The organism is Solirubrum puertoriconensis, from assembly GCF_001483135.1.
Taxonomy (GTDB): domain Bacteria; phylum Bacteroidota; class Bacteroidia; order Cytophagales; family Hymenobacteraceae; genus Solirubrum; species Solirubrum puertoriconensis.
On record NZ_LNAL01000006.1, the window covers coordinates 704,901 to 720,044 of the forward strand.

At 59.1% G+C, this 15,144-nt stretch carries 13 protein-coding genes; 2 read left to right on the forward strand and 11 right to left on the reverse strand.

Going from position 1 to position 15,144, the window contains the following annotated elements; translation table 11 throughout:
* Window positions 1–40: 40 nt before the first annotated feature.
* The 6 genes from ASU33_RS07885 to ASU33_RS07910 all read right to left on the reverse strand — a co-directional run bounded on the left by ASU33_RS07885 (window position 41) and on the right by ASU33_RS07910 (window position 4,642).
* On the reverse strand, window positions 41–640 hold the full coding sequence (locus tag ASU33_RS07885; protein ID WP_059069950.1) for a hypothetical protein: 600 nt from the start codon (window positions 638–640) through the stop codon (window positions 41–43).
* A gap of 69 nt (window positions 641–709) precedes the next feature.
* A complete protein-coding gene (gene paaD, locus ASU33_RS07890; protein WP_059069952.1) occupies window positions 710–1,219 on the reverse strand; it encodes a 1,2-phenylacetyl-CoA epoxidase subunit PaaD in 510 nt (169 codons plus the stop codon).
* A gap of 82 nt (window positions 1,220–1,301) precedes the next feature.
* On the reverse strand, window positions 1,302–2,057 hold the full coding sequence (paaC, locus tag ASU33_RS07895; RefSeq protein WP_059069954.1) for a 1,2-phenylacetyl-CoA epoxidase subunit PaaC: 756 nt from the start codon (window positions 2,055–2,057) through the stop codon (window positions 1,302–1,304).
* A 54-nt stretch (window positions 2,058–2,111) separates the two neighbouring features.
* Window positions 2,112–2,771, reverse strand: a complete 660-nt coding sequence (locus ASU33_RS07900; RefSeq protein ID WP_059069956.1) for a phenylacetic acid degradation b — start codon at window positions 2,769–2,771, stop codon at window positions 2,112–2,114.
* A 254-nt stretch (window positions 2,772–3,025) separates the two neighbouring features.
* Window positions 3,026–4,024, reverse strand: coding sequence for a 1,2-phenylacetyl-CoA epoxidase subunit PaaA (gene paaA, locus ASU33_RS07905; protein WP_059069958.1), 999 nt, complete (start codon window positions 4,022–4,024; stop codon window positions 3,026–3,028).
* Window positions 4,025–4,054: 30 nt separating this feature from the next.
* Window positions 4,055–4,642: a TetR/AcrR family transcriptional regulator gene (locus ASU33_RS07910; RefSeq protein WP_059069961.1), complete on the reverse strand. Its 588-nt coding sequence runs from the start codon at window positions 4,640–4,642 to the stop codon at window positions 4,055–4,057.
* A gap of 282 nt (window positions 4,643–4,924) precedes the next feature.
* On the opposite strand from ASU33_RS07910, the gene thiL reads away from it, so the two are divergent.
* A complete protein-coding gene (gene thiL, locus ASU33_RS07915; RefSeq protein ID WP_059069962.1) occupies window positions 4,925–5,968 on the forward strand; it encodes a thiamine-phosphate kinase in 1,044 nt (347 codons plus the stop codon).
* A gap of 70 nt (window positions 5,969–6,038) precedes the next feature.
* Here thiL and ASU33_RS07920 read toward each other — a convergent pair whose 3' ends face one another.
* From ASU33_RS07920 to ASU33_RS07930, 3 genes are all read right to left on the reverse strand, one after another.
* Window positions 6,039–6,413 (reverse strand): hypothetical protein, encoded by a 375-nt coding sequence (locus ASU33_RS07920; RefSeq protein ID WP_059069965.1) that lies wholly within the window; start codon window positions 6,411–6,413, stop codon window positions 6,039–6,041.
* Between the two features lie 34 nt (window positions 6,414–6,447).
* Entirely contained in the window at window positions 6,448–7,548 is a 1,101-nt protein-coding gene (locus ASU33_RS07925; protein ID WP_078062970.1) for an acyltransferase family protein, read from the reverse strand.
* 114 nt (window positions 7,549–7,662) lie between these two features.
* Entirely contained in the window at window positions 7,663–8,733 is a 1,071-nt protein-coding gene (locus tag ASU33_RS07930) for an alpha/beta fold hydrolase (protein WP_160328155.1), read from the reverse strand.
* Between the two features lie 235 nt (window positions 8,734–8,968).
* On the opposite strand from ASU33_RS07930, the gene ASU33_RS07935 reads away from it, so the two are divergent.
* Entirely contained in the window at window positions 8,969–9,217 is a 249-nt protein-coding gene (locus ASU33_RS07935; RefSeq protein ID WP_059069971.1) for a hypothetical protein, read from the forward strand.
* A 108-nt stretch (window positions 9,218–9,325) separates the two neighbouring features.
* Here ASU33_RS07935 and rlmD read toward each other — a convergent pair whose 3' ends face one another.
* Both rlmD and ASU33_RS07945 read right to left on the reverse strand, forming a co-directional pair.
* On the reverse strand, window positions 9,326–10,738 hold the full coding sequence (gene rlmD / locus ASU33_RS07940) for a 23S rRNA (uracil(1939)-C(5))-methyltransferase RlmD (protein ID WP_059069973.1): 1,413 nt from the start codon (window positions 10,736–10,738) through the stop codon (window positions 9,326–9,328).
* Window positions 10,739–10,935: 197 nt separating this feature from the next.
* The gene (locus ASU33_RS07945) at window positions 10,936–15,114 is read right to left on the reverse strand and encodes a T9SS type B sorting domain-containing protein (RefSeq protein ID WP_160328156.1); all 4,179 of its coding nucleotides are present in this window, start codon (window positions 15,112–15,114) and stop codon (window positions 10,936–10,938) included.
* Window positions 15,115–15,144 lie beyond the last annotated feature (30 nt).

Below are 15,144 nucleotides of genomic sequence, written 5' to 3' on the forward strand. Positions count from 1 at the left end.
GCAGGGGCGGCTGTCGTAGGCTATAAGCAGTTTTGATGGGTTAGTACTTGAGCTCGAATAGGGGCAACGGTTGGAGCTTGGCGTACTTACGGCCTGCTTTTTTGAGGGCTGGGCCGTGCATCTGAATGTAATTGTTGTAGAGCTTCACGGCTTGGTCGTAACGCACGCGGTAGCCGGCCACTTCGCTGTCGGCCACCTTAATGGTTTCGGTGAGGGCCTGCACATCCTGGTTCTTGTCGTAGTGCGGTTGGGCTAAGTCATACACGGCGCGCAGCACCGAGTCTTGGGCTACGTCGTAGGCATCGATGCGCTCCGATACCGACATGGTTTGCTGATCGTAGCGCAGGCCCAGCAGCCGCTCGTTGGCTTTGGTGAGTTGCTTGGCCTGATCGGCGTTGGCACCCGGTAGCCGCTGTAGCTCAGACAGCACGGCGGTGGTAGCCACTAACTTCTGGTTGTCGCTGTTCATCATCTGCTTCCAGCGCGAATCAACCGTGTCGCGCAGCACCTTTAACTGGGCGCGGGCAGCCGAAGGCGAGGTCGGGTCGACAACCGCAGCAGTTGGGTTATCGGCAGTTTTGCGGCACGAGGCCGCCGCCAGTAGCATTACCAGCGGAATAAAAATCAGCAGTTTACGCATAGGGGCTAGAACGCAAGAATTGGCCTGAATATTCCCCAAAACCACCCGCTCAGAGGTAAAATGGCAGAATTATACCGGCTTGAACTGCTCGAAGCCCTGGCGGCAATCGTTGCAGTAGTGCAAGGCACGACAAAGGGTAGGGCCGAAAGGACTGCGCAAGGTGGTGTTGCGGCTGCCGCAGTTGGGGCATTCGGCGTACTCTAAGATATCTAAATCGACGATGCCTTGGTGTACGGGCGGCGGCGATAATCGATGCGCCTTGAGGGCGGCACGCCCGCGTTCGGTTACCCAGTTGCTGCTCCAGGCTTCCTCAAGCGACATCTCAACGGCAAAGCGCTCCACGCCATGCTCGCGTAGTACACGCTCCACGTCGCGCCGCATGTAGTCCATGGCCGGGCAGCCCGAGAAGGTAGGCGTCATCCGCACGGTAACATAGCCGTCGTCGGCCACGCGCACGTCCCGAATCACCCCTAGGTCGACGAGCGACACCGTGGGTATTTCGGGGTCAGTGACTACCTCGAGCCACGTCAGGATGGTGGCTTTGTCGGGAGCCGATAAGCTGTGCTGCGACTGATTCATAACCGTATGCAGAACGGAGAATGGCTAAGAATTAGTTGCCCTAGGTAGCTGGGCAAACAGCAGGAGCAAGTTGCGGTGGGGCTTACCAGTCGGCAGTGGGGTCGAGCCGGAAAACCTCGGCCATTTCGTCGAGCAGGGGCTGCAGGTGCTCGGTATGCTCGCCGTGACGGCCGCCGTACACGGGCGCAACCGTGCTGAGGTCGGGCAGCTCGAGGTTGGTTTGCGCCAACACTTTGCTGATGCTCTCCAGCCACTGGGCTTTCAGCTCGTCTTCGCCGGGGAAGATGCCATCGGCAATGATGGCCTCCTCGTGTTCGGTTTTCTCGAACAGACCTAGGGCGTAGGGGAGGGTTTCGTTCAGCGCCGTTTGCAGCATTTCAATAGCTTCCTCGGTGCTGGTACCTAGCTGCTTCACCCAGGTATTGGCGTGCAGCACGTGGTACTTCAGCTCGCCCTTCAGCTTGCGCGCAACCTGGGCTAATGGCTCGTAGGAGCTTGTGGCCAGCAGCTGAAAGCGCAACAGCTCGGCGTGGTCGTAGAGGAAGTGGCGGATGAGGCTGAAAGCGTAGTCGCCGATCGGCAGCTCTACCAACTGAGTGCAGTGGAACTGCGGCGCGTTGCGCGTAAAAGCCACCGTGTCGGGCTCAGCCTCGCCTAGGTTGTGCAGCAAGGTATAGAGCTGCAGCGAGTGGCCAAGCTTGTCCTGCGCCATCGACGAGAAGGCAATGTCCTCTTCCAGAATCGGACCTAGGCCATTCCACTCGGAGTTGCGATGACCCAGGATGAGCTGGTCGTCGGCGAGGCGGTAGAGCAGGTCTTTGAGCGCGGTGGTATTCATGGGCGGTACCGCAAACGGGGATTCGCGGCAGGGTAGGTTGGGTACTTTGGTTTGCTACTGCTGTTCTTGCTTGAAGCGGTCGATGCGGTCTTGCACTTTGTAGGCAATGGCATCGCGGTACTTCTTCTCGGGCGTGGTGCTCCAAATGTCGCGGTCCTCGTCGTCGGAGGTTAGCACATCGGCCCAGCGCACCACCCACACGTTTACCACGGGACGTTGCTCACCGAATACCGCCTTGGCTTGCAGCAGGGCCTCATCAGGCGAGGCGGCGCGCACCATGCCTACGTGCACGTGTGCTTTGCCGCGCTTTTTCAGGTGGAAGATGGCGTAGTCCTCTTCGCCGCGGGCGTACGCTTCGGCTTGCTGCACGCTCTCGTCGGGCTCGGCACCAGTTTGCGCGGGCAACTGCTCGGTTACAAAGTCATACACCGACTCCGTATCGCCCACGTAGCGCGTGAGGCTAATAGCCCGCGTGGGCGCTACCCACATACCCGTGCACGGAAAGCGGCGGCTGTACTGCTCTTTGGCAAACAGGAAGGCCACATCTGCTGTGGGAGCGTGTACCGGGCCTACATAGGTGTAGGCGGTGCCTTCTTTTTTCTGGTGGAACGCCTCGTACGTTTCAAACTGGTCGAACGCTTCTTTGGGCTCGATGGACGGGGGCGCATCGGGCAAGTGCAAGCGTGTAATACGAGGGTCGAGAGAGGTCAGCATAACGGGGAGAAAGGTGAGTAGCGGAATGGCGAACTAAGCTTGGCCCGGTAGTAGGCACTGTGGTTCACCATCCCGCTAGTTCACAAGTAGAGCAGAGCAGCAGCAGGGCTCCCAAGTTCGGGGAAATGCTGGGGGAATGCAGGTTTGGGTTCCCCGCCGCGCTCATGGCAGCGAACATCTACCGTTAATCGTTTACCGGCTCGGGCGGGATGTAGGAACGGGAATGCAGCCCGTAAACGATCAACGACAGATGCTTAGGCCAGAGGCCGCACGTGTTTGGCGGCTTGCTGCTTGGCCTGCAAAGCCCGGCGAACCCAGGCTCCGTTTTCTTCGGCGGCGCGGCGCACCGCCAAGCGTTCTTTGTTGCAGGGGCCGTCGCCGTTAATCACGCGGCGTAGCTCGTCCCAATCCGGCTCGGTGTATTCCCACTTGCCGGTTTCTTCGTTCTTGCGCAGCTTGGGGTCGGGAATGGTAAGGCCGATTTCCAAGATTTTCGGCACATACATGTCGAGAAACTGCTGGCGGCAATCGTCGTTCGAGGCCATCTTCACCTTCCAGCGCATCAGAATTTCGGTGTGCTGGCTCATCTTATCGGCCGGCCCGAAGAACGTCATGATAGGCGGCCACCAACGGTTCAGTGCCTCTTGCATCATGCGACGCTGCGTGGGCGTGCCGGTGGCCATGTGCACCACGGCATCGTGGCCGTACTTCAGGTGGAACGACTCCTCGGCGCAAATCCGCTCCAGGGCGCGGCAGTAGGGGCCGTACGAGCCTTTGGCGTTGGCCATCTGGTTTACGATGGCGCCCGCGTCGATCAGCCACGAAATCACGTTCGAGTCGGCCCAGGTTGGCGTGGGGTAGTTAAAGACGTTAGAGTACTTCGACTTGCCGTTGATCAGGTCCGTAATCATTTCCTCGCGCGTCTTACCTAGGGTTTCGGCCGCCGAGTACAGCAGCTGGGCGTGGCCCACCTCATCCTGCACTTTGGCCATTTGGGCCATTTTGCGGCGGAAACCCGGCGCGCGGGTAATCCAAGTACCCTCCGGCAACGAACCGATGATTTCGGAGTGTGCGTGCTGCTCAATCATCCGAATGAGCTGCTTGCGGTACAGAGCCGGCATGTAGTCGTCGGGCTCGATTTTCTCGCCGCGGGCAATACGGGCCTCAAACTCGGCCAGCAGTTGCGGGTCTTCGTTTTCGAGGCCAGTCGGAGCCTGCGCCGGAATATCGTGGGTGCTGACGGAACCGTACATGGTATATGAAATGAGTGGTTACAAAAGGAATTACTTGGCCAAACCGCCCAGCAGCTGATCGGTTAAGCGCTCGGCAATTTGATCGGGCCCGAGCTTGCCGTCTTTGCGGTACCAGTTGGGCAACCACGTTAGGCTGGCAAACAGGGTAAGCGCCGCAAAAGCGGGGTCGGGAGTTTGCAGCTCGCCGGCTTCTACACCACGCGCAATCAGCTCGCGGTAAGCAGCCTCGTAGCTGTGACGCAGCTTCAGAAATTCCGAAAGGGCCGGCTCGCTGAGGTGGCGCCACTCGTGCAGAAACACTACCGAGGCATCGGCATCGTGAATGAGCACGCGCACGTGGCTTTCGATGGCGCGGCGCAGCTGCGTAGCCGCCGAAGCCGAGGCATCGGCCGTGGCCTGGCGCAAGCCGGCCATAAATTCATCGGCCAGCCGGAAGCAAATGCGGTGCAGGATTTCCTCCTTCGAGCGGATGTGCGAGTAAATGCTACCCGCCTCGATACCTAGGGCCGCTGCCAACTCGCGCATGCTGGTAGCAGCATACCCACGCCGACGAAACAGGGCCGTAGCCGTTTGGTCGATCTGGGCTTTGCGCGAAAGGGTAGGAGCCGTAGTTTCCATATTTGCTATATGCTAACAAATGTATGGTTCCTAACGTTCGTTAGCAAGGCTGGGTTGCTTTTTTTGCAAACGATTGCAGAATGTGCTGCCGAGGTGCACTGAGCGTAAGGTAGGAAGTAATACAACCTGAACAATTATGTCCTAGGTGCGGCTGCTGGTTTTGCTGATTCTTCCTAGATAGTTCATGCAGCCAGCGGCTCAGGAGGGCTTTGCTAACACGTTTTCGCGCAAAACTGCTTACTCAGGCTACCTTTGCGGCCCTTGCACCGTAGTGCTACCGTTATGTCAGAACAAGTCACCCCGCTTAATCAAGTCGGCGAAATCGGCCTGATTCGCCTGATTCAAGATACCATCACCCTGCACCAGCCCAGCACCGTGCTCGGCATCGGCGACGATGCAGCCATTATTGCGCCGCCCGCCGAGCACGAAGTGGTCGTCAGCACCGATTTGCTCGTGGAAGGGGTGCACTTCGACCTGATGTTCTGCCCGCTTAAGCATCTAGGGTACAAGGCCGTGGCCGTGAACGTGTCGGACATTGCCGCCATGAACGCGCTGCCTACCCAAATTACCGTGAGCCTGGCTTTACCGGCGCGCTTTTCGGTTGAGGCCGTGCAGGAGTTCTACGAAGGCGTGCGCTTGGCCAGCGAGGCGTACCGCGTGGATGTTATCGGAGGTGATACCACCGCTTCGCGCGCCGGCTTGGTTATTTCCGTAACCGCCATGGGCACGGTGGCCCGCGGCAAAGCCGTGCGCCGCAGCGGGGCTAAGGTCAACGACCTCATCTGCGTAACCGGCGACCTAGGCGGCGCCTACCTTGGCCTGCAAATTCTGGAACGCGAAAAGCAGGCCTACCTAGCCGACCCCGAAACGCAGCCCAACCTAGCCGCTTACGAGTACGTGGTGCAGCGCCAGCTTCGGCCCGAAGCCCGTATGGACGTGGTGCACATGCTGCACGACATGGAGGTAACGCCCACCAGCATGATTGATATTTCCGACGGGCTTGCTTCCGAAATCATGCACCTGTGCTCGGCCTCGGGCGTTGGCGCCACCATCTTCTCCGACCGCTTGCCCGCCGACCAGCAGGTGTACGACGTAGCCGACGAGTTCCGCCTCGATCCGGTGATGTGCGTGCTCAACGGCGGCGAAGACTACGAGTTGCTCTTTACGGTACCGCTCACCGATTTCGACAAGATCAAGAACCACCCCGACATTACCATTATCGGCAAAATAACCGAAGCCTCGGAAGGTGCGATTTTGGCTACCAAGGGCGGCAACGCCGTACCGCTGCGGGCGCAGGGTTGGTCGCACTTCGGCAAGCAGCAGTAACACTTGAATAATTACAATGAAAAAGCCCGCGGCAGCTGCCGCGGGCTTTTTCATTGTTGGGTACCTAGGGTTAGTCTTCGGGGTAAGGCACGAACACGAACTTCGTGAACTCGCCATCGACCACGAACAGACAGCAGAACTCGTCGGCGTCTTTGTACGCGCGCTCAAAGTCGTCGATGTGCTCGGGCGAAATGACGCCTTGCTGCACAAAAATGTCGAGGTACGAGGCCAGTACGTACCACTCGGTTTCCATCTCGTCGGGCGAGATGAGCAGCGAACCGAAGGGCACCGGGATGCGCGCAAACACGAAGATGGGGTGCTTCGAAATGTCGCGGCGGCGAATTTGGTACGAGGCTTCTTTGAGGGTGTCGGCTACTACAGCAAAATCCTTGGTGATGGTGCCGAGGTATTTGCCGCTCAGCTCGGGGTCGTTGGCGTAATCCATGGTCAGTAAAAAAGCTCGGGGCTTGAGGTTCGGGTTAAACAGCCTTTTGGTACGCAGGCTTCGGGGCAAAGCGGTCGGCCACTTTTTTGCCCAGCCGTATGGCCGGCCGCTCCACCAAAATGTTAAAGATGGTAGATGCAATCAAGGTTCCGACCACCACAAAGGCCAGCAGCACCCAGTACACGCGCCGCTCGCCGCCGATAAGCGAAGCGAGGTAATCCCAGCGGTCCATCACGAAGATGACGAACAGCCAGTGCAGCAGGTAAAGGCTATACGAAATGCGACCTAGGAAAAGTAGCGGCCGGATAGTGAGCCAGCGCTGCAGCAGCGGTTGGTTGATGACAAGGGCCAAAATAGCACCCGCAGCCAACCCCGTAAAGTGAAACAAATCGAGGCGGAACAAGCCCAGCCAGTAGTTTTGGATGTCGCCCAGGGGGTAAATGCGCGTAATGTGCCGGATGGAATACAGCGCGAAAATCAGCAGATAAATGCCGTAGCGGTAGGGGTACCAGCGGGCTTTTTTGATGTCGTACTGCTCGATGTTGCGGAAATAATACGTGAGCAGCATGCCCAGCCCAAAGTGCAGTACGGCCCAACTAAACGCGCCGGTGGCAAGGATAACCAGCAGTAAACTCACGAACATAACGCGGCTGTTGCGGAGCAGCAAGGCCAGGAAAGGCACAAGCAACGACACCACCATTTCGACCTCGAGCGTCCAGGCCGGCAGGTACAAATCGTGCTTGCCCCTGATCAGCAAAGCCTCTTCAACCCAATGGGTTTCGTTGGTAACAAATTGGCGCACCAGCAGCCCTAGGTCGTCGGCGCGGTGGTTGTAGAGGTAGTACAAACCCAGTGCGGCCAGAAACGGCACGTACAAGCGCACAACGCGGTTGAGCACGTACTGCCGAAAGTGGGCACCGTCGATTTTCACCGATTCGTCGGGGTGGAAGTATTTCCACGAAAGCACCAAGCCGCTGAGCACGAAAAACAGCGAAACCGCATCGCTGCCGTTGAACACCATCGAGCCCAGTTTGTAACCCAGGGTTTCGCCCCAGCGCCAACCAATAAAGTGATAAATCATTACGGAAAAGGCAGCTAAGCCCCTCACGCTATCCAGATACTCAACTCGCCGCATGTAGTAGCGCCATTCACGATTACAGCCAGCAACTAACCACCGGCAGGTTTATTCAAACAAAACTCGTGAGAATTTTCGGCATCCAACGAGTGACGCCGTGCACTGCATACGCTCTCAGAATGCCCGATAGGTAACCGGCGCTGTAACCGGGGCATGCGTGGTGGTTTCGGCTAGTACAGCGTTGATGGCCTGCGCCACCACGTCGGGGTGGTCTTCGGGGGTGAAGTGCCTGGCGCCGGGTATGCAGGTAAAGTCGGTTTTCAGATCAGTGGCCAGCCGCTGGCCCGAGTCAGGACTTAGTATGTCTTTTTGGCCCCAAACCACGCGGGCGGGCACGGTTACCTGCGGCAGATCGGAGGCAATGTTGAGCGTGTCGAGGTTGTTTACGCTGCGTACCTGGTCGGCAAAGGCGGCTGGCCCAAACGGTTGCCCATAGGGCTGTGCGTGCAGCCTGGCCGACTCCTGCCGGCGCCACTCATGCTTATCACCTAGGGCCAAAATGGCCTTGCGTAGCCAACCCTTGACGATGACGGGTGGCATTTTCTCAATCAAACCGCTTGACTTTTGCGCCGCCAAAATGGGCGGCACAGGCCAGTTGTCGTATGCTACGCAATCGGCCAGCACTATGCCAGCACACACTTCGGGGTAGAGCGTGGCCATGCGCTGCACCACGCCACCGCCTAGGTCGTGTCCCACAAAAACGGCCTTGGTAATCTGCTCGTGCTGCAGCCACAGGTACAGGTACTCGGCCTGTCGGGCCACCGAAATGTTGCGCCCCAGGCCCGCTTGCATCGACCAACCGTAGCCCACCATCTCCCAAGCCAAGCACCGAACACCCGGGCGCACTACCTCGGGTATCACATAGCGCCACAACCTAGGGTTCGTGGGCAGCCCGTGCACCAGCACAACGGTATGCTCCGCGTTGGGCTCGCCGTGTTCTTCCCAGCGCATCTGCATGCCGTTGATGTGGGCGGCGCGCACCAGCTCGGGTGCTGCGTGCGGATCGGGGTTGAGCAGGTGCCGCTTGGGCTTATTGCGCAATGCCTCCACAAATTGCCAGCCGGCTGCAGCCGCAAATGCCCAGCGCCAGCGGTTGTTGCGGGGCAGCAGCAAAGCGGAGGCTGCGGCGGCGCCAGCTAACAGCACATGACTAGTGCGGCTCGAAGAAGTAGTGCGCTTGGTCATAAAGGCATCAACGTTTGGGTGGCACACGCTTCGCGGCATCAAAGCATTTGCTGATGTACGCCAAGATGGATGCGTAGTTGGTGCTTTTAAACCTTGTCTGCATTTCAAGCAAAAAGCCCGGGCACTTCTGAAGAGGTGCCCGGGCTTAAGCTATTGGTAAGTCGAAAGAGAGCTAGTCTAAGGCCTGGAAAACTTCCACATCCTAGGGAATAGTAAGCCAAAGACAAGCCCGATTATGGCTGATTCGGCAAACACCACAATGGTGAAAGTGCCCGACCCTAAAAGAGCCCAACCTATTAATAAAGTGAAACTGCCTAAAGCATACAGTACTGACGCTATTGCAAACCTCATGAGACTCGAAGAGCGGCAGAACCTGCAAATGAGCTTTTCCGGCAATTGGATGAACAAGCCATTGGCCAACATCACAAAAATGAAAGACCAACTGGCTACGACAACTGTGTCAAGTGACCTTAAGTTGGCATAACAAACCAAAGAGCTAGCCCCATGAAAAAAGATAGCAACGGCCCAACCTGCTACTAGTGCTAAGGTTGAAGCCAGTGTATAGCTTTTCATAGTGCAAGCCAGCAGTTGACTACTTCAGCTCCAGCAATACCACGTTCTCCACGTGGTGGGTGTGCGGGAACATATCCACCGGCTGCACACGGGTTACCCGGTAGGTGTCGGCCAGCAACTCTAGGTCGCGGGCCTGGGTGGCGGGGTTGCAGCTCACGTACACGATGCGCGGGGCGCGCAGCTCAATGAGGCGATTTACCACATCCACGTGCATACCGGCGCGGGGCGGGTCGGTGATGATGACGTCGGGGCGACCGTGCTCGTCGGTAAAGTCCTTGGTCAGCACGTCCTTCATGTCGCCGGCGTAGAACTTGGTGTTCCGCACGCCGTTGATTTCCGAGTTCAGCTTGGCGTCTTCAATGGCCTGCGCCACGTACTCTACACCAATCACCTCGCGGGCCTGCTTGGCTACGAAGTTGGCAATGGTGCCGGCGCCGGTGTACAGATCGTACACTAGCTCCGAGCCGGTAAGACCAGCAAAGTCGCGGGCAATCTTGTACAGCTCGTAGGCTTGCTCGGAGTTGGTCTGATAGAACGACTTCGGCCCCACCCGGAAGCGCAAGCCTTCCATTTCCTCGTGGATGTAGGGCAGGCCCTTGTAGCACACCACCTCCAGGCCGTCGAGCGAGTCGTTGCCCTTGTCGTTGAGCACGTAGTTCATCGACGTGATTTCGGGGAACAGCTCCAGCAGGTGGTCCAGGATTACCGGTATCATCTGGTGCTGGCGGTAGAACGCGGCCACCACCATGATTTCGCCGGTGCTCTTGGCCGTGCGAATGGTAAGGGTGCGCAGCAGCCCGGTGTGCTTCATCAGGTTGCCGAAGCGCAGGTTGTTGGTGCGCGCATAGTCGCGGAACGCCAAGCGAATCTGGTTGCTCGGGTCGGGCTGCAGCCAGCAATGCTGAATGTCGATGATCTTATCGAAGCGCGAGGGCAGGTGGTAGCCCAGCACGCGGCGGTCGTACTGCTGCGATTCGTCGGCAATCTGCTCCGAAGTCAGCCAGCCGTTATAGCTGAAGGTGTACTCCAGCTTGTTGCGGTAGTAGGTGGTTTCCTTCGAACCTAGGATGGGCATAATCTCGGGCAGCTCAACCTTGCCGATGCGCTGCAGCGTGTCCTCAACCTGCTGCTGCTTGTACTGCAGCTGGGTTTCGTAGCCTAGGTGCTGCCACTTGCAGCCGCCGCAGGTGCCGAAGTGCAGGCAGAAAGGCTGCACGCGTAGCTCCGAGTACTTGTGGAAGTGTACGGGTACAGCCTCCAGAAAGCTCTTTTTCGACTTGGTGATGCGCAGGTCGACCACGTCGCCGGGCGCCACGCCCGACACGAAAATGACGAGGTTGTTGTGGCGCACAAGGCATTTGCCCTCGGCTACCATGTCTTGTATTACCACTTCGCGGAGGTCCTCCGCGGGGATCTTCTTCGGATTGGGCATTACTTGATTCACAATGCAAAGATAGACCAAGCAGAGCTGCCGATTTTTGGCGGAGCTACGATTTCCTAGCTAACACATGCACTGTTATTTAGCTATGGCCAATGAGCCTCTCATGCTTCATGCTACCTAGGCTCTTGCTACCAATAAAAAAGCCGCTCCGGTTACGGAGCGGCTTTTTTCCTGATGAGCAGTAAATGCTAGCGAACCACCTCGAACCAGCCTTTGGTAATTTGGCCGTTGCTCTGCTTGAACTCGAAGTAGTAGGTGCCGGCAGGCTGTTTATCGGCGCCCCAGGTATTGCGGTAGTTGCTGGTGCGGTACACCTCTTTGCCCCAACGGTTAAACACCGCGAAGCTGTTGCCTGGGTATAGCTCCACGCTTCGGATGAAGAACACGTCGTTCAGCCCGTCGCCGTTGGGCGTAATCACGTTGTAGAAAGCCAACTTGTTCTCAAAGGCAGCATCGGCCTGGTTCGACCACGCCGAGCGGGCTTGCGCCTCGGAGCTGATGGCCTTGATGCGGAAGCCTTGGTTGAAGCCCGCCAAGCTGCTGGCAAAGCCGGCCGAGTAGGTGCTGTTGGCGTTGGCCGGCACGGTGGTCAGCAGTTGCAACTGGCCGCCATCGGCGGTGCGGTATACCTCGTAGCGAGCTACCGGGAAGCCTAGGTACGCGCTCCAACGCAGGGCCACTTTGCCTTCGGTGCGGCCTTGGCCGGGCTCCGAGTTGGTAAGCTCTAGGCGGATGGTGGTGTGATTAGTACTGCTAAGTGTAGTGCCGCAGGCATTCACTAGGTCGAGGCGGTACTCGTAAGCTTTGTCATCGGCATTAACGCCGGTGTCGCTGTAGCTGGCGGTGGTGTTGGCTACGGTGCCTACCTGCACAAAGGCGGTTGTGCTGCCAGCGTCGCGGCGCATAATGCGCACTTGGTTAGGCGAGTTGGCGTTGTTCGGTACGTTCAGCGCGAGGATGATGCGGCGGTCGTCCTGCAAATCAACGGATGCGGTGTTCAGGGCAACCGTAGCGTTATCGAGCACCACGTTGAAGGTGGCCGCGCAGCCCACCGCCGACGACTCCGTTACCGAAATGCTGCGGGCAGCGGCGTTGGCGTCGAAATCCACCTGCACACGTTCGGTGCCTTGGCCGCTTACCACGGTGCCACCCGTTACCGACCATTGGTACGTGCTGCCCGCGGTGCCCACCAGCGAGTAACCTAGGCCCGTAAACGAGCCCGGGCACACGCTGCGTGGGCCCGTAACCGCTGCGGCCGTAAGCTGCGGCACCACCGTGAACTGCATGGTAGAGGCCGCACCTAAGCAGCCCGCCGAGTTGGTTTCGCGCACCGTTAGGGTGTAGCTGATGGGAGCCGTTACGGCACCAGGAGCAGGCACCGCGAAAGTAGCCGTAGCACCCGTAGCGGCCAGCGCAACCGGGGCGCTGGTGCCTTGCTGCACTGCCCACTGGAAGGTAGAGCCGCTGGTACCCGGCACCGAGAAGCTTACGGTGCCAGCGCCTGCGCACACGCGCCTAGGTCCGGTAATAGCAACCGGGGCAGGGGAGGGCAGCACCGTTACGTACAGCGTATCGGAAGTGCCGAGGCAACGAACCGAGCCTGGTTGGCTGGTTTCGGTTACCACAATTTTGCCCGTGCCGGGGCGCGTCCACTGCACTTGCAGGCTGGCCTGGTTGGTGCTTACCTGCGTACCGCCGATGATTTGCCAAGCGTAGGTAGAGCCGTTGGTGAACTGTGTTTGGTACGTGAACGGACCATCGGCCTGGCACACGCGCGCAGGGCCGGTAGGCCGCTCGGTAGCCAGCAGCTGATTGATGCGCACCGGGAATACCACGGTATCCGACGAGCAGCCTTCCTGGTTTAGGCGGAACGCTTTCAGGCTAGCATTTGCATTAGTGCCGCCCCAGTTTACGATAACGTTGCTGGTACCTTGGCCACTGGCAATGGTGCCACCCTCAATCAGCCATTGATAGGCCGTGCCGCGAGGGTTACGGATGCTGTACGCCACGCCCGCTACCTGCGGGCACACCGAGGCACTGCCCTGGATAGGATCGGCTTCGGGGCGTGGGTTCACGCGCACCAGCACCGAGTCGCGGGCCGAGCAGCCTTGGGCGGTGGTTGCAGTCAGGTAAAGCTTCAGGGTTTGCGCAGCACCAACCGGCGGAGCGGTAAAGGTGGGCTGCGCCACCGTAGCGTTGCTGAGGCCCGTTGCCGGGCTCCATTGGTAAGAGTAGCCAGCTAGGGCTGTCACGCCCAGGCGCACGCGCTGCCCGGCACAAACGGTTACGTCGGGGCCGGCATCGGCAGCGGCGGCAGGATTAAGGATAATTACTACCTGGCTTGTGGCGCTGCAGCCTTCCGGCGAGGTGGCGGTTAGGGTATACGTTAGGGTTTGCGGGGCCGAGCCCGGCGCTAGGGTTTGGCTGAGTTCAGGTTGCGCAACGGTGCTGCTGCTGAGGCCGGTTGCCGGGCTCCAGCGGTAGGTGTAGCCGGCAAGGGCTGCCGTACCTAGGGTAGTACGCTCGCCCGAGCACAGCGCCCGGTTGGCGCCTGCATTGGCCACTACCGCTGGGTTTACCGTAACGGTTACCCGACCGTTGGCGCACGTACCATCGGCTGCTACCACGGTGTACGTGGTGGTTTGGCCCGGCGACACGGTAATGGACGTGCCGGTGTATGTTTGGCCGCCGCCCGTCCAGGTGTAGGTGGTACCTCCGCTGGCCGTGAGCGTAACCGATTGACCGGCGCAAATGGTGGGTGCCAATGGCGTGATACCAAGCGCTACCGTCGGCTGAATGCTGACCACACTGCTCACGGAGTCGCTGAGGCAACCTAGGGCCGAGCGGCTACGCACCGTTACGCGGGCCTGGGCGCTGCCGTTCCAAAGCACCTGCACCGAAGAGCCGTTGTTGGCCCCCTGAATGGTACCGCCCTGCACGCGCCAGTTGTACCCACCCGCCGGCGCTGTGCCCGATGCGGTGTACGTGTAGGTGCGCGAAATATCGCAGAGCTCCAGGGTGCCGGTAAGGCCCGTGGGGGCAGCCGTGCGGGTAACGAAAATCTGGAACACCTCGGCCACGGTTTTCGAGCCGCAGGCGGCATCAGTGGCTGTTACGGCTACGTCGTAGGGGTTGGGGCGGGCGTCGCCGCAGCGCGGTGTAAAGCTAAACTGGCCGCTTGCGCTTCCGTTGCCCGATACCGTAACGGTGCCCGTGCTGGCGCCGGGAGCCACCGTGCCCGGCTGGCCCGCAAACGAAGCATTGTAGCCGCCCGTGCCATCGAGCAAACCGCTGTTTACCCGCAAGCTCACGGGGTTGCCATCGGCATCGGTAGCGGCAAGGTTAAAGTTAAGGGCTTGGCCCTCTTCGATGGTGAAGGTGCGCTGACCTAGGGTGGCTGGCGTAAACTGCGGACTTCGGTTGGGCGCGCAAGGCCTCACAACCAGCTGTACATCGCGCCGGGTGGTGCCTACTTGCACCTCGGTACCGTTGATGCGCCTGTACTCTTTTACATCTATGGCCACTACGTACTTGCCCATGTTGGTAGCTGCGTAGCGGGCAATGCCAGTGCTGGCATTCAGCGAGGCATAGTTGCGCGCACCCGGCCCAAACGGATTGACGGCGCTAAAGCCCGGTAAGTAGGTTACCGGTACAGGAGGCAGCGTGAAGGCAGGGAAGGGCGGGTTGCCGGCAGAGGGCGTGCCAAAGGTGTAAATCAGTCGGTCGCCATCGGCATCAAAAGCGTTGTTGATGATGATGGTTGTGTCGCCCTGGCAAACCACTACCACGGCCGTATCCGAAAACACCGGCGACGTGTTCGGGATCAGCGGCGGGGCCATTTCCGTGTATAGCGACATGTTGGTGTTGCCCGGATTCGTGATGTTGTTCACATCGTTGTTGCGGGCAATGTCGCTGTAGAAGGCGTAGTAGCCATCGAAGGACACGGGCAGGTTGACAACCGCAGTGTACTTGGCCAGCGTAACCGGCACGTTACCGCCCGGGATGGTGCAGCCCCCCGGCAAGCTGGGGTTGATGCGAACCGTGCTGCTGCGCGGTATCCGCAACAAGCCGCCGTTTGCCAACGGGCTGTTTACGCTGGTAAGCGGAATGCGCGTGTTGTTCTGCGACTTGTTGTAAATCGAAACATCAACGTCGGGCCGACCTAGGCCACCCGGAGTTGCAGGACTATCGGAGTTCACGTAAACCACCACCGTAAGCTCGTAGCGGAACGGGGCTGCCTGTGGTCCGTTGGCATCGAGGTACTTATACTGCATTTCGCCACCTAGCAAGTGCGACGCCAACGCGGTACCCTTGCCGAGTAAGCTCAGAATAACCCACAATGCTCCAAAGCGGAGTAAAGTTTTCATCATATAGTGCCGAAGAGAGAAGCGGAAAAA

Coding starts and splice junctions, on each gene's coding strand:
- rlmD (WP_059069973.1), bottom strand. CDS start 10,738: ATGCCCAATCCGAAGAAGATCCCCGCGGAGGACCTCCGCGAAGTGGTA.
- paaA (WP_059069958.1), bottom strand. CDS start 4,024: ATGTACGGTTCCGTCAGCACCCACGATATTCCGGCGCAGGCTCCGACT.
- ASU33_RS07910 (WP_059069961.1), bottom strand. CDS start 4,642: ATGGAAACTACGGCTCCTACCCTTTCGCGCAAAGCCCAGATCGACCAA.
- ASU33_RS07885 (WP_059069950.1), bottom strand. CDS start 640: ATGCGTAAACTGCTGATTTTTATTCCGCTGGTAATGCTACTGGCGGCG.
- ASU33_RS07930 (WP_160328155.1), bottom strand. CDS start 8,733: ATGACCAAGCGCACTACTTCTTCGAGCCGCACTAGTCATGTGCTGTTA.
- thiL (WP_059069962.1), top strand. CDS start 4,925: ATGTCAGAACAAGTCACCCCGCTTAATCAAGTCGGCGAAATCGGCCTG.
- ASU33_RS07900 (WP_059069956.1), bottom strand. CDS start 2,771: ATGCTGACCTCTCTCGACCCTCGTATTACACGCTTGCACTTGCCCGAT.
- ASU33_RS07935 (WP_059069971.1), top strand. CDS start 8,969: ATGGCTGATTCGGCAAACACCACAATGGTGAAAGTGCCCGACCCTAAA.
- ASU33_RS07920 (WP_059069965.1), bottom strand. CDS start 6,413: ATGGATTACGCCAACGACCCCGAGCTGAGCGGCAAATACCTCGGCACC.
- paaC (WP_059069954.1), bottom strand. CDS start 2,057: ATGAATACCACCGCGCTCAAAGACCTGCTCTACCGCCTCGCCGACGAC.
- ASU33_RS07925 (WP_078062970.1), bottom strand. CDS start 7,548: ATGCGGCGAGTTGAGTATCTGGATAGCGTGAGGGGCTTAGCTGCCTTT.
- paaD (WP_059069952.1), bottom strand. CDS start 1,219: ATGAATCAGTCGCAGCACAGCTTATCGGCTCCCGACAAAGCCACCATC.
- ASU33_RS07945 (WP_160328156.1), bottom strand. CDS start 15,114: ATGAAAACTTTACTCCGCTTTGGAGCATTGTGGGTTATTCTGAGCTTA.